Origin of the sequence: Rhodococcus sp. ENV425 (assembly GCF_002887785.1) — a bacterium.
Classification (GTDB): Bacteria; Actinomycetota; Actinomycetes; order Mycobacteriales; family Mycobacteriaceae; genus Rhodococcus; species Rhodococcus aetherivorans.
The window spans coordinates 10,077-27,150 of record NZ_PCZU01000041.1; the positions used below are offsets into that span (position 1 = coordinate 10,077).

23 protein-coding genes are annotated in these 17,074 nt (G+C 71.7%); 11 read left to right on the forward strand and 12 right to left on the reverse strand.

Annotated elements, in window-relative coordinates; genetic code table 11:
- Positions 1–42: 42 nt before the first annotated feature.
- The 6 genes from CQZ88_RS02940 to CQZ88_RS02965 form a co-directional block, all read right to left on the reverse strand.
- Entirely contained in the window at positions 43–252 is a 210-nt protein-coding gene (locus tag CQZ88_RS02940; protein ID WP_102799229.1) for a CDGSH iron-sulfur domain-containing protein, read from the reverse strand.
- 76 nt (positions 253–328) lie between these two features.
- Positions 329–970, reverse strand: coding sequence for a HemK2/MTQ2 family protein methyltransferase (locus CQZ88_RS02945; RefSeq protein WP_102799230.1), 642 nt, complete (start codon positions 968–970; stop codon positions 329–331).
- Positions 971–1,072: 102 nt separating this feature from the next.
- A complete protein-coding gene (locus tag CQZ88_RS02950) occupies positions 1,073–1,462 on the reverse strand; it encodes a hypothetical protein (protein ID WP_102799231.1) in 390 nt (129 codons plus the stop codon).
- An 89-nt stretch (positions 1,463–1,551) separates the two neighbouring features.
- Positions 1,552–3,147 carry an NAD(P)/FAD-dependent oxidoreductase gene (locus CQZ88_RS02955; RefSeq protein ID WP_102799232.1) on the reverse strand — a complete coding sequence of 532 codons (1,596 nt, stop codon included), beginning with the start codon at positions 3,145–3,147 and terminating at the stop codon, positions 1,552–1,554.
- On the reverse strand, positions 3,144–3,602 hold the full coding sequence (locus CQZ88_RS02960) for an SRPBCC family protein (protein WP_006946482.1): 459 nt from the start codon (positions 3,600–3,602) through the stop codon (positions 3,144–3,146). Before CQZ88_RS02960 ends, CQZ88_RS02955 begins: the two co-directional genes overlap by 4 nt.
- A 35-nt stretch (positions 3,603–3,637) precedes the next feature.
- Complete coding sequence (locus CQZ88_RS02965) at positions 3,638–4,717, reverse strand: NAD-dependent epimerase/dehydratase family protein (RefSeq protein WP_102799233.1); 1,080 nt, start codon at positions 4,715–4,717, stop codon at positions 3,638–3,640.
- Positions 4,718–4,788: 71 nt separating this feature from the next.
- Here CQZ88_RS02965 and CQZ88_RS02970 point away from each other — a divergent pair, with 71 nt between their 5' ends.
- The 3 genes from CQZ88_RS02970 to surE all read left to right on the forward strand — a co-directional run bounded on the left by CQZ88_RS02970 (position 4,789) and on the right by surE (position 7,249).
- The gene (locus tag CQZ88_RS02970) at positions 4,789–5,403 is read left to right on the forward strand and encodes a DUF2231 domain-containing protein (protein WP_050035638.1); all 615 of its coding nucleotides are present in this window, start codon (positions 4,789–4,791) and stop codon (positions 5,401–5,403) included.
- A gap of 75 nt (positions 5,404–5,478) precedes the next feature.
- Positions 5,479–6,453 carry a PfkB family carbohydrate kinase gene (locus tag CQZ88_RS02975; protein ID WP_102799234.1) on the forward strand — a complete coding sequence of 325 codons (975 nt, stop codon included), beginning with the start codon at positions 5,479–5,481 and terminating at the stop codon, positions 6,451–6,453.
- A gap of 4 nt (positions 6,454–6,457) precedes the next feature.
- Complete coding sequence (gene surE / locus CQZ88_RS02980; protein ID WP_006946475.1) at positions 6,458–7,249, forward strand: 5'/3'-nucleotidase SurE; 792 nt, start codon at positions 6,458–6,460, stop codon at positions 7,247–7,249.
- A 15-nt stretch (positions 7,250–7,264) separates the two neighbouring features.
- On the opposite strand, the gene CQZ88_RS02985 is transcribed toward surE, so the two are convergent.
- Positions 7,265–8,446, reverse strand: coding sequence for a zinc-dependent alcohol dehydrogenase (locus CQZ88_RS02985; RefSeq protein WP_102799235.1), 1,182 nt, complete (start codon positions 8,444–8,446; stop codon positions 7,265–7,267).
- A gap of 194 nt (positions 8,447–8,640) precedes the next feature.
- Between CQZ88_RS02985 and CQZ88_RS02990 the strand changes: the two genes are divergently transcribed.
- The 3 genes from CQZ88_RS02990 to CQZ88_RS03000 all read left to right on the forward strand — a co-directional run bounded on the left by CQZ88_RS02990 (position 8,641) and on the right by CQZ88_RS03000 (position 11,580).
- Entirely contained in the window at positions 8,641–10,128 is a 1,488-nt protein-coding gene (locus CQZ88_RS02990) for an FAD-dependent oxidoreductase (RefSeq protein WP_050035641.1), read from the forward strand.
- 68 nt (positions 10,129–10,196) lie between these two features.
- Entirely contained in the window at positions 10,197–10,769 is a 573-nt protein-coding gene (locus tag CQZ88_RS02995; RefSeq protein WP_043803302.1) for a type 1 glutamine amidotransferase domain-containing protein, read from the forward strand.
- Between the two features lie 61 nt (positions 10,770–10,830).
- Entirely contained in the window at positions 10,831–11,580 is a 750-nt protein-coding gene (locus tag CQZ88_RS03000) for a PAS and ANTAR domain-containing protein (RefSeq protein ID WP_102799236.1), read from the forward strand.
- On the opposite strand, the gene CQZ88_RS03005 is transcribed toward CQZ88_RS03000, so the two are convergent.
- Positions 11,537–11,734, reverse strand: a complete 198-nt coding sequence (locus CQZ88_RS03005; RefSeq protein ID WP_029545235.1) for a hypothetical protein — start codon at positions 11,732–11,734, stop codon at positions 11,537–11,539. The genes CQZ88_RS03000 and CQZ88_RS03005 overlap by 44 nt on opposite strands.
- A gap of 109 nt (positions 11,735–11,843) precedes the next feature.
- Complete coding sequence (locus CQZ88_RS03010; RefSeq protein WP_003937475.1) at positions 11,844–12,083, reverse strand: CsbD family protein; 240 nt, start codon at positions 12,081–12,083, stop codon at positions 11,844–11,846.
- 401 nt (positions 12,084–12,484) lie between these two features.
- Between CQZ88_RS03010 and CQZ88_RS03020 the strand changes: the two genes are divergently transcribed.
- The 3 genes from CQZ88_RS03020 (at position 12,485) to CQZ88_RS03030 (ending at position 13,683) form a co-directional block, all read left to right on the forward strand.
- A complete protein-coding gene (locus CQZ88_RS03020; RefSeq protein WP_029545239.1) occupies positions 12,485–12,727 on the forward strand; it encodes a hypothetical protein in 243 nt (80 codons plus the stop codon).
- A 9-nt stretch (positions 12,728–12,736) separates the two neighbouring features.
- Positions 12,737–13,099, forward strand: a complete 363-nt coding sequence (locus CQZ88_RS03025; RefSeq protein ID WP_006946456.1) for a hypothetical protein — start codon at positions 12,737–12,739, stop codon at positions 13,097–13,099.
- A 122-nt stretch (positions 13,100–13,221) separates the two neighbouring features.
- A complete protein-coding gene (locus CQZ88_RS03030) occupies positions 13,222–13,683 on the forward strand; it encodes a DUF4383 domain-containing protein (protein ID WP_072635801.1) in 462 nt (153 codons plus the stop codon).
- A 40-nt stretch (positions 13,684–13,723) separates the two neighbouring features.
- On the opposite strand, the gene CQZ88_RS03035 is transcribed toward CQZ88_RS03030, so the two are convergent.
- Positions 13,724–14,146 carry an STAS domain-containing protein gene (locus CQZ88_RS03035; RefSeq protein ID WP_102799237.1) on the reverse strand — a complete coding sequence of 141 codons (423 nt, stop codon included), beginning with the start codon at positions 14,144–14,146 and terminating at the stop codon, positions 13,724–13,726.
- Between the two features lie 282 nt (positions 14,147–14,428).
- Between CQZ88_RS03035 and CQZ88_RS03040 the strand changes: the two genes are divergently transcribed.
- Positions 14,429–14,860 carry an ATP-binding protein gene (locus CQZ88_RS03040; protein WP_029545248.1) on the forward strand — a complete coding sequence of 144 codons (432 nt, stop codon included), beginning with the start codon at positions 14,429–14,431 and terminating at the stop codon, positions 14,858–14,860.
- A complete protein-coding gene (locus CQZ88_RS03045) occupies positions 14,857–15,654 on the forward strand; it encodes a SigB/SigF/SigG family RNA polymerase sigma factor (protein ID WP_102799238.1) in 798 nt (265 codons plus the stop codon). Before CQZ88_RS03040 ends, CQZ88_RS03045 begins: the two co-directional genes overlap by 4 nt.
- A gap of 22 nt (positions 15,655–15,676) precedes the next feature.
- Here the strand turns inward: CQZ88_RS03045 and CQZ88_RS03050 are convergent, their stop codons facing one another.
- Both CQZ88_RS03050 and CQZ88_RS03055 read right to left on the reverse strand, forming a co-directional pair.
- Positions 15,677–15,943, reverse strand: a complete 267-nt coding sequence (locus tag CQZ88_RS03050; RefSeq protein WP_006946450.1) for a DUF4235 domain-containing protein — start codon at positions 15,941–15,943, stop codon at positions 15,677–15,679.
- Between the two features lie 70 nt (positions 15,944–16,013).
- The gene (locus CQZ88_RS03055; protein WP_102799239.1) at positions 16,014–17,054 is read right to left on the reverse strand and encodes an NAD(P)-dependent alcohol dehydrogenase; all 1,041 of its coding nucleotides are present in this window, start codon (positions 17,052–17,054) and stop codon (positions 16,014–16,016) included.
- Positions 17,055–17,074 lie beyond the last annotated feature (20 nt).

Below are 17,074 nucleotides of genomic sequence, written 5' to 3' on the forward strand. Positions count from 1 at the left end.
GCACCCGGCACAACCGGTGCCCCGGCCGGAAACGGGCGGGTCTCAGCGTGAATCGCGCCGGGGCCGGCGGTGGCTGGTGTCGCACAGCGGGTACCGCTCGCTGCGACGGCACCGGCAGATCGCGACGACGAACCGGTCCGATTCCACCTCGTCGCCGTCCTCGGCCACGATGCGGACCGGGCCCTCGACCAGGACTGGACCGCCGCGGACCAGGCGGACGACCCTGGGCTCCGCCCCCGCGAGACCCTCCACCCGCAGTCCCGGGCACAACTCGGGTACAGCGACGCCCCCGGGAGACGTGTCCCGGGGGCTGCCGTCCGTGGCTACTTCACGGGCAGTGTGTTCGATCGGCACGGATCACCACCACTTCCTCGGTGTCGACGCCCGCGGGCAGTTCGCAACGCGCCCGCAGATACCCGGCGCGGCTGCGCATCACGGGCCCGAACGGGATCCGGCGACGCGCCACGACGGAGGCCTTGAGACCGCCGTCGCGCAACCGGACGAGCGTCTCGTCCACCCCGGAGAACTCCGAATGCACGACGAGAGCGAAACCGCCGGGAGACAACAGGTTCGGCAGGCTCCGGCACAGCGGGTCCAGCACCGCCCGCCCGTCGGCACCGGCATCCCAGCGGGCGTCACCGTCCCCGGCTGCGTGCGGTACGTAGGGCGGATTGGACAGCACCACGTCGAACGGTCCGTGCCGGTCGGCTTCGTCCAGTCCGCCGCGCAGGACCCGGATGGGAAGCTGCCGCGACCGCGCGTTGATACGCGCCGCGAGGACCGCCCGGGGAGCGATGTCCAGTGCCGTCACGGACCCGGCACCGGACATGGCCGCCGACACGGCGATGAACCCTGTGCCGGTGCAGAAGTCGAGCACCTTGGCGCCGGGGGGTGCCGCCGCACGATCGAGCGCGCCGGCGAGCAGATGCGAATCCTCCTGCGGGCGGTACACACCGGGCAGTCGCCACACCCTCCTGGGCGCCGGCACGTTACCGGACCCCGGCTGCGACGGCACGGCCCCCGTGGGTGGACCGGGTGAGGGACACGTTGGACTCCGGGCGAGACGTCGTTGTCATACGTGGGAGTACCCCTCCAAGCGGCCGCCCGAAACGTGGTGCGGGCGGAAGGCGGTGACGGCGGTGAGGGCGGTGCGCCGCGATGCGGGAGCCGCGGCCCCGTCCGGACGGTTGCGGAACAACGAGGGCACGGCACGGTCGGGCTCCCGGCGCGCGCCGGCCGGCGCCGCCCCGGTCGGGGCCAGCGAACCGAGCATGAACGACAGTCCCGCCGCCACGGCGAGTCCGGCCCCGATGCCCGTGACGGCGGAAGCGGAGAGCACACCCACGCCGACGGCGGCGATCACGCAGATGCCCGCGGCGATTGCGGCGACTCCGCCTTCCACCTCGCGCAGCGCCCGCGGCACGAGGGAAGGGTTGTACACCTGCCGGATCGGTGTTCCCACTGGCGTTCCCATGACTTCTGATACCCCGTCGGCGAATCGCTCAACCCCGAAACGTGTGAATCTCCGCGTTCGGCAAGGGCACCGGGAATTCAGCTGCGCATCAGCACGTCCGAGATCGCCCCGTTCAGCCGCCGCCGAACCCTGCCGCCCACGCCGTGGTCGCGCAGGGCCGCCCGGGCCGCGTTCCACCCGCACATCCCGTGGACGCCACCGCCGGGATGGGTGGACGAGCCGGCCAGGTACACACCCTCGACCGGCGTGCGGGGACCACCGAAGCCGGGCAACGGCCGGAACACGAGCTGCTGATGGATCTGGGCGGTGCCGCCGTTGACCGCCCCCCCGACGAGGTTCGCGTTGGCGGCCTCGAGGTCGCGCGGGCGTTGCACGCTGCGGTGCACGACCGAGCTCAGCACCCCCGGCGCGTGCGCCTCGAGTTCGGCGTCGACGCGCCGGGCGAGTTCCTCCGCGGAGGCGTCGTCGGCGACACCGCGCGGCAGATGCGTGTACGCCCAGGCGCTTTCCGTTCCCTCCGGCGAGCGGGCGGGATCTGTGGTGGTCATCTGGCCGAAGATGATGAAGGGATGCTCCGGGACGCGGCCGGTCGCGAGGTCGGCCGACCAGTGCACGAGACCGTCGGCGTCGGCGCCGAGGTGGACGGTCCCGGCCGTCGCGAGCGCCGGCGAGCGCCACGGAATCGGCCGGTCGAACGCGTAGTTCACCTTCACCACGGGCGTGTCCCACTCGAAGCGCCGCAGGTCGTCGCGGACCGCGGCGGGCACGGCGTCCGCGGGCAGGAGCGAACCGAACAGTGCCGGCGCGGACACGTCGCCCAGTACCGCGCGCCGTACCCGGAACCGCTCCCCCTGCTCGGTGCGGACCTCGGTCGCCACACCGCCGCCGACCTCGATGCCGGTGACCTTCCGGCCGCACAGGATCCGGGCCCCGCTGCGTTCGCCGCGCCGCGCCAGGGCCGCCGCGAGCTCCCCGGCGCCGCCCTCGGGCACCGGATAGCCGACGTCCTGGGCGAGCATGGTCAGGACGTATCCCATGATTCCGCTGCCCGCCGAGTCCACGGGGGTGTCGGCGTGCATGGCGTTGCCCAGCAGCAGCAGCCGCGCGTGCTCACCGCCGAACAGTTCCTGGGCCATCCGGCGGGCGGGCAGCGCCAGCATCCGCATGAAGCGCAGTGCGTCCGCGGTGCCGAGCCGGCGGATCAGCCCCGCCGGGCCGCGCACCGGTGGGAACGGCTCGAAAAGGGTGCTCAGGAAGGGCTCACGGATGCCCTTCCACTGCTCGGCCAGGCGGATCCAGGTGGTCCCGTCGCCGGGGTGGCGCCGTTCGAGTTCCGCCGCGGTCTCGGTGACGTCCGGGTAGACCACCGCGGCGTCCTCGTCGTCCGGCCCGGCGGCGTGCCCGTACACCCTCGGCGCCCGCCGCAGCCGCAGCCCGTGCGACGCGAGGTCGAGCGCGCGGAACGCCGGGGACGCCGCCGCGAGGGGGTAGAAGGCGCTGAACAGGTCCATACGGAAGCCCGGATGCAGTTCCGCCGTGCGGACGGCGCCGCCGATCTCGTGCTGCTCCTCGAGCACCACGACGTCCCAGCCGGCGTCGGCGAGCACGGCCGCCGCGGTCAGGCCGTTCTGGCCGGCGCCGACGACGACGGCGTCGACGGTCTCGGTGCTCACTCTCCGACGCCCTTCGGCTCCGTGGCGTGTTCGGCCATGAGCATGAGCCGGCGCAGGCACTCGACGTTGCGCGGCAGCACCAGCCGGGCCTGGATCGCACCGGGTACGAACTGAGCCGGGCCGGCGGCAGCCTTCTCGGCCATCTCGATCCGGCACCCCCCGGGCCGCTCGTGCAGGCGCATGGTGATCTCGGCCTGCCCGGCCGGCCACGCCCGCGCACGCAGCTTCAGCTCCCTGCCGGGGATCGATTCCACCACCTCGGTATGGTCGTTCAGCAGGGCGGGCCACACCCCCACCGAGTGGTGGATGCGGCTGCCCACCGCCGGCCACGCGTCGTCCACGGCCCGGATGCGGGAGGCGCCCACCACCCAGCCCGCGTACGACCAGCCGTCGGCGAGGACATCCCACACCTGTTGCGGCGTCGCCGTGGTGTCGCGCTGCGCTGTTTCGCTCATCCCGATACCCTCTCTCGTCGCTCCGCCGCGAGTGGTCACGGCGGCACGCGGCGCCCGACGGTCCCGCGGCCGAGCAGGACGCTCATCGTCTCGAGCGGCCCGCGACTGCGCAGGACCGGGCTGTCGGTGCCGGCCTCGGCCTGCATACCCGCGATGGCCTCGCGCCACACCTGGGGGCCCGGAACGGTCGGTGCCCAGTCCAGGTCTCGGCGGGCCCGGTCGCAGTCGAGCATCGGGGTGTTGTAGGCCAGGTCGATCCATCCGCCGGCGATCGGTTGCAGGTGGACCTGCCAGGTCGCCTCGACGACGGCCCGCAGCACCTGCCGCGGTACGGGGATCGCACGGGCCCCGAACGCCCCGGCGATGTCGCCCGCACGCAGCGGTTCGGGGGTCGCGAGGTTGAACACGCCCGGCACCCGCCGCTCCAGGGCGGCATCGAGCGCGGCGGCCACGTCGTCGGCGTGCACGGCGGGGATCGCAGTTCCGGGGTCCACGGGCAGCAACGGCAGGTGACGGAGCACGACGTCGGGCACGTATCCCGGCACCGCGTAGCGGCGCAGCGCGCTGCCGCCCGCATACTGGCCGATGAAGCCCGGCCGGAAACGGGTGACGATCGGCGCCGCGGCCGCGCCCTCGATCCGCTCGTCGAGCAGCCGCTCCGCCGCGACCTTGTCGACGCTGTACGCGCACGATTCGATGCCGGTCGCGGGCCACGACTCGTCGACCGCCCGGCCGTAGGCCCCGGCCGCGTACACCGCGGCGGAGGACATGTGCACCAGGTGTCCGACGCCGGCGGCGAGGGTCGCCCCGATCACGGCGGCGGTGCCGTCCACTCCGGTCCGGCGCAGATAGTCCCGCCGGTGCGAGGGCTGGAAACCCCAGGCCAGGTGCACGACGGCGTCGGCCCCTTCGAGGAGGGGGCGCAGCCCGGTCTCGGCGCCGGGTGCGGCGAGGTCGACGCTGTGCCAGGTCACGCCGTCGTAGGGGTCGGTGGGCGGTGGCACGCGCCGGGCGACGGCCACGATCTCCGGCGGCTCCGATCGCCGGGCGAGGCGCCGCAGCAGGGCGGTGCCGACGTTGCCGCTGGCGCCGGTGATCACGATGCGCTGTCTCATGATCGCAGGAGATACCCCGCCGATCTGCGTCGTACACCCGTCTGGCAGGTTTCACCCGGTCGGGGCGGGGTATGCCCGTGGGCATGACGGACTCGCAGATGGAGATCCTGTATTCCGGGACGGAGTCGGCGGCGTGGCTGGACGGTCCCGCCGAGGTGCTGCGGAAGCAGGTCGGGCGGCTGGCGGACAGCCCGATCGGGGCCGTGCTGCACGGCGCTCCCGTGGGCCACCCGCTGCACCCGGCGCTGGTGGCCGTCCCCATCGGGGCGTGGACCGCGGCCGGCGTCTTCGACGCCCTGCGACAACCCGAGACCGCGCGGCGGCTGATCGGGCTCGGTCTGCTGGCGACGCCGCCGACGGTTCTGGCCGGCTGGGTCGACTGGGTGCACACCGACACCGTGCAGCGCCGGGTGGGGTTGATCCACGCGGCCGTCAACGGCGCCGGAGCAGCCCTCATGGCCCTGTCCTACCGCCAGCGCCGCCGCAGTTCCGGTCCCGGCGCGGTGACGCGTAGCGCCGCCGGCGCGGTGACGCTGAGCGCCGCCGGCACCATACTGATCGGGCTGGGCGGCCTGCTGGGCGGGCACCTCGCGTACTCGCTCGGCGCCAATGTGCGCCCGCCCGAGGTGCCGAACGCCCCCGTCTACGATCCCGTCCTCGCCGACTCCCCCGGCGATACGGCCTGAGCGAGGCCGCACCGCAACGCGAACCGCGCGTCCGCCACCGCGGGCGCCGTCTCCTCCCCATTTCGAAGGACATGCATGAACCCCGCTCCCCGAGACGGCAACGACGACAGCGCGCCCTCCGCCTTCGTCTTCGCACCCACTCCCCTGCTCACCGTCACCATCGAGTCGTCGCCGTCGGATGTCCCGGAACTGCACGTCCACGCCGGCGGGCAGGGCTTCTGGATCGCCCGCATGGCGGTCACACTCGGCCTGAAGGTGCGGCTGTGCGGCACCTTCGGCGGCGAGACCGGCCCCGTCGTCAGCGATCTCATCGCACGGGAAGGCGTATCGGTGCGATCGGTGTTTACCGCCGGCCAGAACGGCTCGTACGTGCACGACCGCCGCGGGGGTGAGCGTGAGGAGATCGTGGAGGTTCCGCCGCCGACGCTCAACCGGCACGAGGCCGACGACCTGTTCGGCGCGGCGCTGGCCGAGGGCCTCGAGGCGGACGTGGCGCTGCTCGGTGGCCCGCATTCCGACCAGGCGGTGCCGCACGACGTCTACACCCGGCTGGCGGCCGACCTGACCGCCCTGGGTGTTCCCGTCGTCGCCGACCTGTCCGGCCCCACCATGACCGCGGCGCTCGAGGGCGGTCTCGCCGTGCTCAAGGTCAGTCACGAGGATCTCCTCGAGGACGGCAGGGCCAAGTCCGACGACGTCGACGACCTCACCGTGGCCATGAAGGAACTCGTCTCGCAGGGCGCCCGCAACGTGGTGCTGTCCCGCGCCGGCGACCCCGCCCTCGCCCTCGTCGACGGCGAGCTGTGGGAAGTCGTCGCGCCGCCGCTGAACATCGCCGACCACCGCGGCGCCGGCGACTCCATGACCGCCGGGATGGGCGCCGCGCTGGCCGCCGGAGCCACGATGGTCGAAGCCCTGCAGCTCGGTGCCGCGGCGGGCGCCGTCAACGTCACGCGGCACGGGTTGGCCACGGGACAGCGAGAACTCGTCGACAAGGTCGCCGAGAGCGTCGAGGTCCGGCCGTTCGCGAAGGGGAAGAGCGGGAGGTAGGAACGTGAGAGCGCTGATCGTCAACGACGACGGGGTGGACAGCCACGGCATCTCGGTGCTCGCCCGGGTGGCGGTGGACGCCGGTCTCGACGTGGTGGTGGCCGCCCCCCATGCCGAGCGCAGCGGCGCCAGCGCGTCGCTCAGCGCACTCGAGGAGGACGGCCGGCTCGTCGTCGCGCCGCGGGCGTTCCCGGACCTGCCGGACACGACGGTGCTCGCCGTCGAGGCGTCGCCGGCCTTGATCGCCTTCGTCTCGATGTACGGGGCGTTCGGCCCCAAACCCGACATCGTCCTGTCGGGAATCAACCACGGCCCCAACACCGGCCACGCGATCCTGCACTCCGGCACGGTCGGCGCGGCGCTCACCGGAGCCAACCACGGCAGCCTGGCCCTGGCGGTCTCGCTGTCCGGTTCGGTCCACGAGCACTGGGAGGGTGCCGAGGTCGTCGCCCGGCACGCCCTGCAGTGGGTGCTGACGCAAGGCACGCCCGGCACGGTGCTCAACGTCAACGTGCCCGACATCCCGCTGAGCGAACTGCGCGGCCTGCGCACGGCACCGCTCGCGGCGTTCGGCGCCGTGCAGGCCGACATCGGCGAAACCGACCAGGACCCGGACGACGGGGAGCGCCAGTACGTCACCGTGACCTTCAGCGACATCCGGGCCGACGAGGCCGAGGACACCGACGCGGGCCTGCTCGCCCAGGGCTGGGCGACCGCGACGGCGTTGCGCTCCCCATTCGAGGCCGCCGACGTCGACACCGCGGATCTGCCGCGTACCGCGGCCGATCTGGTGTGACGCCGGCGGCACCGGTCAGGGCTCGAGCTGGATCTTGATCGCGCCCTCCTGCTTGCGCTGGAAGATCTCGTACGCGTGCGGGGCGTCCGACAGCGGCAACCGGTGCGTGGCGAAGGTGTCCACTCCGAGCGGATCGTCGTCGGTGAGCAGCGGCATGATCTGCGGCACCCAGTGGTTGACGTTCGCCTGACCCATCCGCAGCCGGATCTGCTTGTCGAACAGGGTCATCATCGGCATCGGGTCGGTCATGCCGCCGTACACGCCGCTGAGCGAGAGGGTGCCGCCCCGGCGCACCACGTCGATCGCGGTGTAGAGGGCGTGCAGCCGGTCGACACCGACGTGGGTCATCAGCGGCGCGGACAACGCGGACGGCAGCAGCCCCGTCGCGGTCTGCAGGGCGGTGGCGACGGGTGACCCGTGCGCTTCCATGCCGACCGCGTCGATCACCGAGTCGGTGCCGCGGCCGCCGGTGCGGTCGCGGATCATCTCGCCCAGCGAGTTCCCGGCCTCCTTCAGGTCGATGGTCTCGATGCCGCGGGTGGCGGCGCGCGCGAGCCGCTCGGGCACCATGTCGACACCGATCACCCGGTGGCCGCGGTGCACGGCGATCCGTCCGGCCATCTCGCCGATGGGCCCGAGGCCGAGCACCGTCACCGAACCCCCGTCGGGTACATGCGCGTACTCCACGGCCTGCCAGGCGGTGGGCAGCACGTCGGACAGGTAGACGAACCGCGAGTCCGGCGGCCCCTCCGGAACCGAGATGTGGGTCGAATCCGCATGCGGCACACGCAGATACTGCGCCTGGCCACCGGGCACGCTCCCGTACAGCTTCGAATACCCGAACAGCGCCGCGCCGGTGCCCTGCTCGGTGACCTGGGTGGTCTCGCACTGGGAGAACAGGCCGTCCCCGCACATGAAACAACTGCCGCACGAGATCTGGAACGGAATGACCACGCGGTCGCCGGGTTTGATCGAGGTGACCTCGGAACCGACCTCCTCCACGATCCCCATGGGCTCGTGGCCGAGGATGTCCCCCGGCGACATGAACGGTCCGAGCACTTCGTACAGGTGCAGATCCGAACCGCAGATGTTGGTGGTGGTGACGCGGATGATCGCATCGGTGGGCTGCTCGATCCTCGGGTCGGGGACCGTATCGACACTCACCTTCCGCTTGCCCTGCCATGTCACTGCTTTCATCGCCGATCCTCCCGCCCGGTGGTCCGGGCACCTCTCGTCGTGGACTGCGCGGCGCACTGCCGGACCGGCACCATGACGCACTGCCGGCTCGGTACCGCCTACCCCGCACGACGGGGCGCAAACCTCGACCGGCCCGGCGCAGGACCGGTGACCAGCGCGGGTTTCCCGGGCGCGGCACGGGGCATCCCTCACAGGTGACCTCACTGTGGCTCTCCCGCACCGACACCGCCCGCACCGACGACACGCCGTGGCCCGAGGGCCCGGCCCGCTTCGACACCGTGGTGGTCGGCGCGGGCCTCACCGGCATGGCCACCGCCCTCCTGCTCGCGCGCGCCGGACACCGCGTGGCCGTCCTCGAGGCCCGCACGGTCGGCGCCGTCACCACCGGCAACACCACCGGCAAGATCAGCCTGCTGCAGGGCAGCACCCTCTCCAGCATCGCCAGAGGCCATTCCCGCGACGTCCTGCGAAACTACGTGGCCGGCAACCTCGAGGCGCAACGGTGGGTGGTGCAGCTGTGCCGGGAGCGGGGCCTGCCGATCGAATCCGCGGCCGCCTTCACCTACAGCGCCGGCGAGGAGGGCGTGGCCACGGTGCGCGCCGAGCACGAGGCCTGCCGCGCGGCCGGTCTCGACGCCCGCATGACGACGGAGACGGAACTGCCGTACCCCGTGGCCGCGGCGGTGACGCTGCCGGATCAGGCGCAGATCGATCCGATGCCGTTGCTGCACGAACTGGCCCGCGAACTGCGGGAGCGCGGCGGCGCCCTGTTCACCGGCTGCCGGGTCCGGAAGGTCCGCTCGGACCGGAACGGATGCGTCGCGGTCACCGATCACGGTGAGGTGCGGGCCGGGCACATCGTGCTGGCGACGGGGACGCCGATCCTCGACCGCGGCGGGTTCTTCGCCCGGCTCGAGCCCCAGCGGTCGTACGCGGCCGCGTTCGAGGTACCGGGCGACATTCCGAGCGGGATGTATCTGTCGGTGGATTCGCCGACGCGGTCGCTGCGCACGGCCTACGGGGGGCGGTACTTCCTCGTCGGCGGCAACGGCCACACCGTCGGGCGTGCACACGACCATCGGGGCGCCGCGGACGATCTCGTGGCGTGGACGGGCCGCCACTTCCCGGGCGCGAAGACCGTGGCGCGCTGGTCGGCGCAGGACTATGCGACGCTCGATCACCTGCCGTATGTGGGCCCGCTGCTGCCCGGCAACGATCGGCTGCTCGTGGGCACCGGCTACGGCAAGTGGGGCATGACGAACGCGGTGGCGGCGGCGCGGTTGCTGTCGGCCCGCATTCTCGGCGAGCCGGCTCCGGAATGGGGGTCGGCGTTCCAGGCTTGGAGTCCCACACAGCTTTTCGATCTTCCGGCAGCAACCCGGCTCAATGCCGCGGTCGCGGTGGAGATGACGCGCGGATGGGTGCGGGCCGAGTTGTCCGGCGACGGCGCGTCCCCGCCGGAGGGCCGCGGCACGGTACGCCGGGAGAAGCTCCGCCCGGTCGGGGTGTGCACCGTCGACGGCACCACGCACCGGGTGTCCGCAGTGTGTCCCCACCTCGGTGGCGTGCTGCGATGGAACGACGCGGAAGCCTCCTGGGACTGCCCGCTGCACGGCTCCCGCTTCGCCGCGGACGGGCGCCTGCTCGAAGGCCCTGCCACCCGGGATCTGGCACCGGAGTGACGTTTCCCGGTCGCCGGCCTCGGGTACGCGATCGGGGAACCTTCCCACGACGAAAGGACGACTTCGCGATGAGCGCTTCAGGGAACGGCCGGCTGGCGGGACGCACGGTCGCCGTCCTCGCCACGAACGGCGTCGAGGAGGTCGAGCTGGTGGAGCCGCGCCGGGCGGTCGAGGAGGCGGGCGGCACGGTGCGCCTGCTGTCGCTCGAACCCGGCGAGATCCAGGCCATGAAGTCCGACGTGCACGCGGCCGGCCGGCACCCGGTCGACCAGGTGGTGTCGGAGGCGTCGGTGTCGGACTTCGACGCGCTGATCCTGCCCGGCGGTACCACGAACCCCGATCATCTGCGCCAGGATCCCGCCGCCGTGGCGTTCGTGCGGGACTTCGTCGAGTCGGGCCGGCCCGTCGGGGTGATCTGTCACGGCCCCTGGACGCTGGTCGAGGCCGACGTGGTCCGGGGGCGGACGCTGACGTCCTACCCCAGCGTCCGCACGGACATCCGCAACGCGGGCGGGAACGTGGTCGACGAGGAAGTGGTCGTCGACGGGAACCTGGTGTCGAGCCGCAATCCGAGGGATCTGCCCGCCTTCTGCGCCACCCTCGTCGAAGTGTTCGCGAACGCCGAGCAACACGCCGGCTAGACCACCTCACCTCACGCGATCCCGCAGCGGTAGTGCCCGTCACCGGAGGCATAATCGTTGCATGAGGGAACCGATCGTGGACGCCGGCGACACGCCGGTGGACGACGCCTTCGAACGGGTCTTCGCGAGCGGGAAGCCGCAGCGGGTCGGGAGTTTCCGCTACCTGATCGACGACGACAGGTGGGAATGGTCGGACGACGTGGCGCGGATGCACGGGTACGCCCCGGGGACCGTACGGCCGACCACCGACCTGCTGCTCAAGCACAAGCATCCCGAGGACAAGGCCCACGTCGCAGCCGTGCTGGGCGCTATGCAGCGGAACGGCGAGCCGTTCAGCAGCCGGCACCGCATCATCGACGCGCACGGGACGGTCCGGCCCGTCGTCGTGGTCGGCGACCGCCTGCTCGACGAGCGGGGGCGGGTGATCGGCACGGCCGGGTTCTACCTGGACCTGTCCGACGCGTACGAGGAGGAGGTCCGGGAGAGCGTCGACGAGGCGATCTCGGTGCTCGCCCACCACCGCGCAATCATCGAACAGGCCAAGGGCATGCTCATGGCGGTCTACGGGATTCCGGCGGACCGCGCCTTCGAGATCCTCGCCTGGCGGTCCCAGGAGTCGAATGTCAAGCTCCGCACGCTCGCCGAGCAACTCGTCCGGGACGTCACCACCGGACTCGACGCACCGGCGACGCTGCGCACCGCCTTCGACCATCTGCTCATGACCGCGCACGAGCGGATCCCGTCGCCGCGGCAGCCCGCGGGTCCGGTCACGGACTCGGCTGCGGAAGCTCGCACTCCACCTTCGGATTGACTCCGGCGTAGTTGAGGGGCCCCGCGATCACCGTCACCGCGACGGTGGCGAAGTCGGCGCAGCTCTGCTCGGCTTCCGTGAAGTACCCCCGCTGCCCGGCGGCGATCGCACCGATCACCAGCCACACCAGCACAACGAACGTCAGGATACGCATCGCTCCTCCTCCGGGGCGAAGACCCGGGAGCCGAACGGCCCCCGGGTCGTGGACGAACGACGGCGCGACCGCCTGCGCGGCCGGTCACCGATTCACTGCTGATGCGGATTCACTGCTGATGCGAGCGCTGGCGCGCCTCGTCGACCTCGGCGTCGGCGCGTGCCTTCTCCGCCTCGGCTTCCTTCTTCGCGGCCTCGCGCTGGCTGTCGGCCTTGTCCTGCTGGGCCCGTCCCTCGCGGGTGAGTTCGTCGTTGCCGACGACGGCGCCGGTCGCCTCCTTGGCCTTTCCCTTGACGTCTTCGACGACGCCCTTGACGCCTTCGCTCGGACCGCTCGTGTTCTCTGCCATGCGACTCTCCCTCAGTCGGCGTTCCTCACTTGCGAACCACGGGTACCCCGCCGGCACCCCGGCAAATCGTGCAGGACTGCGCCACCTACATCAGAATCCCCACGATCACCACGAGAAAGAGGACGACGATCAGCACGATCGCACCGATCGTCAGAATCCCCGTGGGCGGGAATCGGTTCCGCATCCGCGGCTCGGGGCCGGCAGACCGGAGACGGAGCCCGAGCCGGTGTCGGGCCCGGTGCCACACCCCCGCCGGGCTCGACGTCGCGCAGATCTGGCGCGCTGGTACCTGATCGTCGCCGGCCCGGCGGATCCGGCCGGCGACGACGGTGTGCGCCGTTTGACGTAACCGAGGGTGGGGCACCCGATCCGGAGGACAGATATCGGAGAGGAGGACCGTGATGACCACGTGCGACACCTGTGGCAACGACTACGACAAGACCTTCACCGTCACCCGCGGCGACGTCTCGGGCACGTTCGACAGTTTCGAGTGTGCCGCACAGGCGATGGCCCCGCAGTGCGCCCACTGCGGTTGCCGCATTCTCGGGCACGGGGTCGAGGCCGACGGCACCATGTATTGCTGCGCGCACTGCGCCCGGCAATCGGGTCAGGCAGCGCTCACCGACCGCGCCGACCGGGCGTAGGGAGGTGCTGTGACGCAGGATGTGGAGAAGCGATGGCGGGACCCGCGCGCCGCCCGCGCAGCGGTGCGGTACGCGGCCGTGATCGTCGCCGCCGCCCTGCTGCTGATGGCGGCGGTCGTGATCTGGGCCGCCGCGAGCGGTGACCGATGCGCCGACGAGGAATTCCTCGTGTGCACCGACCCTGCGCGGCTCGTCCTGGCCGTCGGCCCCACGGCGATCCTGCTCCTCGGGGCCGTCGGTGCATTCGTGCAGACCTACCGGGTGTGGCGCTCGGGCGGGACGTGGCCGATCTGGCACGGCACGGGCTGGGGGCTGATGGTTCTGACCCTGGTGTACGGGTCGATCTCGTCCGGCGTCCTCGTCGGGGGCTGAACCGCTCAGACGACGACCGGACGGGATTTCGAGGGCGACCCGCCCGGGGGTTTCGGGGCGACCCGCCCGGGCTATCCCTGCGTCCCGGGGCGCGGTGCCCCGCGCACCCCGATGGAGGAACGATGATCCGATCCAGCCCGTATCCCAGGGTGCAGCGCACCCGGATCCAGGGTTACGCCTTCGCGATCGGCATCGTGTTCCTCCTCATCGGGGTGCTCGGATTCGTGCCCGGACTGACCAGCGGGTACGGCTCGATGGCCCTCGCGGGGCAGGAGTCGAATGCGCATCTGCTGGGCCTGTTCCGGGTCTCGATCGCCCACAACGTGCTGCACCTCGCCTACGGGGCGGCGGGGATCCTCGCCGCCCGGGGGATCCGCGCGTCGCGGATCTACCTGATCGCGGGCGGCGCCGGGTACCTCGCGTTGTCGGCCTTCGGCATGGTCCTCGGCCACGACAGCCACGCCAACGTGGTGCCGGTCAACGCGGCCGACAACTGGCTGCACCTGGTGCTGGGTGTGCTGCTGCTCGTCCTGGCGGTCGATCCCCGCGGCAACCGCCCGCCGAAGCTGCCGAAGCCGGTGTGACCCCGCGCCCCGACGGGGGGTTCGCTTCGGGAGAGCCGGATCAGGCCGGAACTCGCAGGGCGTGGATCGCACTCTCGAGCGAGGCGTGCGCGTGGACGGGGTCGCCGAGCACCCGCAACAGCCGGTGTACCGGCCGTCCGCCCACGAGGGCCCACCGGGAACTTCGGCGCCGGGCCAAGGTGTCGAGCTCGTCGAACACGGTCAGGCCCGCCGACCCGAAGAACTCCACGTCGGAAAGATCGAGCACCAGGCGCGACGACGGGCGCAGCTGGTCGCCGGCGTAGCTGCGCAACGCCGGGGCGTTGCGCATGTCGAGCTCGCCCGCCACGGCGACCCGGACGAGGCCGGAACTGATTCTCTCCGTGGAGAAATCGGCACCCGCGGACGTATGGAAGGAGACCGGTGAGCGATCCGATCGGGTGACCCACAGCGATGTGACTTTGCGCTGAGAAACGACAGACATGAGCTTCCCATCGTGGAAAGAGGATGGAAGCGTCGACAGAGCGGGGACCGCACCGACACCGGTCACCGCGGATGTGCGGCGCCTCCGAGTCAGGCTGTGTGCTCAACCTCACCCATACCCTACGGCAGCCCCTGCGGCACCGCAAAGGGCGGATCGACCTGGCGCGGCGCCGCCCCGGCGGCGCGCGTTTCCGCATGATTGAGAACCCCGCGCCGCGGGTAGTCTCGCCAAGAACACCCGCTCGCCCGGGCCCCCACCTGCCGCAACGGAGAAACGACACACATGGCGAACACGGCATCGATCGACTCGGCCCTCGAACGCACCCACCCCGTAGTGGAGTTGCGGGTACGGGCGGAACCAGGCCAGCTCCCCGTCCTGCGCGCGGTCGCTGCCGCCATCGCTCTGCAGCAGGGCTTCGACCTCGACGCGGTGGCCGACGTCAAGCTCGCGATCGACGAGGCGGGCACCCGGCTGATCACCCGGGCCCCGCAGGGCGCAACGTTGTCGTGCCGGTTCCAGGCCATGCCGCCGGCACTGCGGATCAGCGCGTCCGCTCCGACGGTGGACGGCGGACTGACGGCGGACTCGCGGACCTTCGGCTGGCATGTGCTCAACGCACTCGCCGACTCGGTCGAGGTGAACGTGGACGAATCCGACGAGGGCTCCGTCACCACGATCGACGTGTCCCTGACCGACAGCAGCGCTGTTCTGTGACGGGGACCGGCGCCCAACGGCGCAGCGGCCGAGCCGCCGACGAATACGCCGACGTCATCCCCCTCTTCGAGGAAATGGTGACGTTCGACGAGGACGATCCCGCGCGCGGAGTCTTGCGGGACAGCCTGGTCGAACGATGCCTGCCCCTCGCGGAACACATCGCCCGCCGGTTCGACGGCCGCGGCGAGGCATTCGACGACCTCCTGCAGGTCGCCCGCCTCGGCCTGGTCAACGCCGTGGACCGTTTCGACCCCGAGCGGGGCTCGGACTTCGTGTCCTTCGCGGTTCCGACCATCATGGGCGAGGTGCGCCGGCACTTCCGCGACACCGGTTGGGCGGTGCGGGTGCCGCGCCGGATGAAGGAGATGCATCTGGCGCTGAGCAAGGCGACCGGGGAACTGTCACAGCGCCTGGGCCGCGCCCCCACGGCTGCCGAACTCGCCGCCGAGCTGGACCTCGATCCGGAGGAGGTGGCGGAGGGCCTCGTCGCCGGCAACGCGTACCAGGCGGTCTCGGTCGACCGTCCGGCCCCGGCCGGGGACGACGGCGTCACCCTCGCGGACACTCTCGGCGACTACGACGCCGCGCTCGCGCACGTGGAGAACCACGAGGCACTGCGCCCGTTGCTGGCTGCGCTGCCGGAACGTGAGCGCACGGTCGTGCTGCTGCGGTTCTTCGGGAACATGACCCAGACCCAGATCGCCGAACGTGTCGGCGTGTCCCAGATGCACGTGTCCCGGCTGCTGACGAAAACCCTCGCCCAGCTGCGCGAACAACTGGGCGAGGGCTTCTAGGACCCGCAGGCCCCGGGCGTCGTCATTCCTTCCCGGGCCAGGTGCCGGTGACGCGGCGGAAGCCCACCGCGCTCGCGCGGTTCGCCGCCGCGCTCACCGCACCGAAGATCGCTCCCTGCACGGCGGCGGAGACCAGCACCTCCCGCCACCCGAAGCGGCTGTCCATGGCCTCCGGCGGATCGTCCTGGCCGGCGCCGAGCGCCCACACCTTCCGGAACACCATGCCGGCAGCAACGCCCGCCAGGGAACTCACCACGAGGCTCACGGGCCGGTACAACGCCTTTTTCACATTTCCTCCACGTCTCGAGATACGTGGCGGGAGTACCCGGCCGCCGCGGTCTCACACCTGCCCGCCCGGCTCAGATGGTGGCGGCGTCGATCACGAACCGGTAGCGCACGTCGCTCGCGACGACGCGGTCGTACGCCTCGTTGATCCGGTCGGCCGAGACGACCTCGATCTCCGCGCCGATGCCGTGCTCGGCGCAGAAGTCGAGCATCTCCTGCGTCTGCGGGATGCCGCCGACCATGGAACCGGCGAGGCTGCGCCGGTTCTGCGCGAGCGAGAACGCCCGGACCGTGAGGGGGTGTTCGGGCAGGCCCAGCTCGACGAGGGTGCCGTTGCGGGCGAGCAGCGACAGGTAGGCATCCAGGTCGAGGTTCACCGAAACGGTATTGACGATCAGGTCGAACGTACCCCGCAGATCCTTGAAGGTCTGCGGATCGGTCGTGGCGCGGTAGTCGACGGCACCGAAGCGCAGCCCGTCCTTCCGCTTGGCCAGCGAGTGCCCCAGCACGGTCACCTCGGCACCCATCGCCGCGGCGATCTTCACGCCGACGTGGCCGAGCCCGCCCATCCCGATCACGGCGACCTTCCTGCCCGGTCCGGCGCCCCAGTGCCGGAGCGGGGAGAACAGGGTGATGCCCGCGCAGAGCAACGGCGCCGCGGAGTCGAGCGCAAGACCGTCGGGGATCTTCAGGACGAAGTGCTCGGTGACGACGATGTGGGTGGAGTATCCGCCCTGGGTCACCTCGCCGTCGCGGCCGACGGCGTTGTAGGTGCCGGTGACCCGGTTGGTGCAGTACTGCTCGTCGCCGCTGGTGCAGGCCTCACACGCGAGGCACGAGTCGACGAAGCAGCCGACGCCGACGCGATCGCCGACGGCATGCCTGGTCACCTCGACGCCGACGGCGCTCACCACCCCGACGATCTCGTGCCCGGGAACGACGGGGTAGCGGGTGCCGCCCCACTCGTTGCGGGCGGTGTGGATGTCGGAATGGCAGATCCCGGCATACCTGATCTCGATGAGCACGTCGAGCGGACCGAGCTCACGCCGCTCGATGGTGGTCTTGACGAGGGGGCTGTCCGCCGCGGTGGCGGCGTACGCGGCAACGGTAGTCATGCAGACATGCCTACCGGCCG

Coding starts and splice junctions, on each gene's coding strand:
- CQZ88_RS02960 (WP_006946482.1), bottom strand. CDS start 3,602: ATGAGCGAAACAGCGCAGCGCGACACCACGGCGACGCCGCAACAGGTG.
- CQZ88_RS02965 (WP_102799233.1), bottom strand. CDS start 4,717: ATGAGACAGCGCATCGTGATCACCGGCGCCAGCGGCAACGTCGGCACC.
- CQZ88_RS02970 (WP_050035638.1), top strand. CDS start 4,789: ATGCCCGTGGGCATGACGGACTCGCAGATGGAGATCCTGTATTCCGGG.
- CQZ88_RS02975 (WP_102799234.1), top strand. CDS start 5,479: ATGAACCCCGCTCCCCGAGACGGCAACGACGACAGCGCGCCCTCCGCC.
- CQZ88_RS02985 (WP_102799235.1), bottom strand. CDS start 8,446: ATGAAAGCAGTGACATGGCAGGGCAAGCGGAAGGTGAGTGTCGATACG.
- CQZ88_RS02995 (WP_043803302.1), top strand. CDS start 10,197: ATGAGCGCTTCAGGGAACGGCCGGCTGGCGGGACGCACGGTCGCCGTC.
- CQZ88_RS03000 (WP_102799236.1), top strand. CDS start 10,831: ATGAGGGAACCGATCGTGGACGCCGGCGACACGCCGGTGGACGACGCC.
- CQZ88_RS03005 (WP_029545235.1), bottom strand. CDS start 11,734: ATGCGTATCCTGACGTTCGTTGTGCTGGTGTGGCTGGTGATCGGTGCG.
- CQZ88_RS03010 (WP_003937475.1), bottom strand. CDS start 12,083: ATGGCAGAGAACACGAGCGGTCCGAGCGAAGGCGTCAAGGGCGTCGTC.
- CQZ88_RS03020 (WP_029545239.1), top strand. CDS start 12,485: ATGACCACGTGCGACACCTGTGGCAACGACTACGACAAGACCTTCACC.
- CQZ88_RS03030 (WP_072635801.1), top strand. CDS start 13,222: ATGATCCGATCCAGCCCGTATCCCAGGGTGCAGCGCACCCGGATCCAG.
- CQZ88_RS03035 (WP_102799237.1), bottom strand. CDS start 14,146: ATGTCTGTCGTTTCTCAGCGCAAAGTCACATCGCTGTGGGTCACCCGA.
- CQZ88_RS03040 (WP_029545248.1), top strand. CDS start 14,429: ATGGCGAACACGGCATCGATCGACTCGGCCCTCGAACGCACCCACCCC.
- CQZ88_RS03055 (WP_102799239.1), bottom strand. CDS start 17,054: ATGACTACCGTTGCCGCGTACGCCGCCACCGCGGCGGACAGCCCCCTC.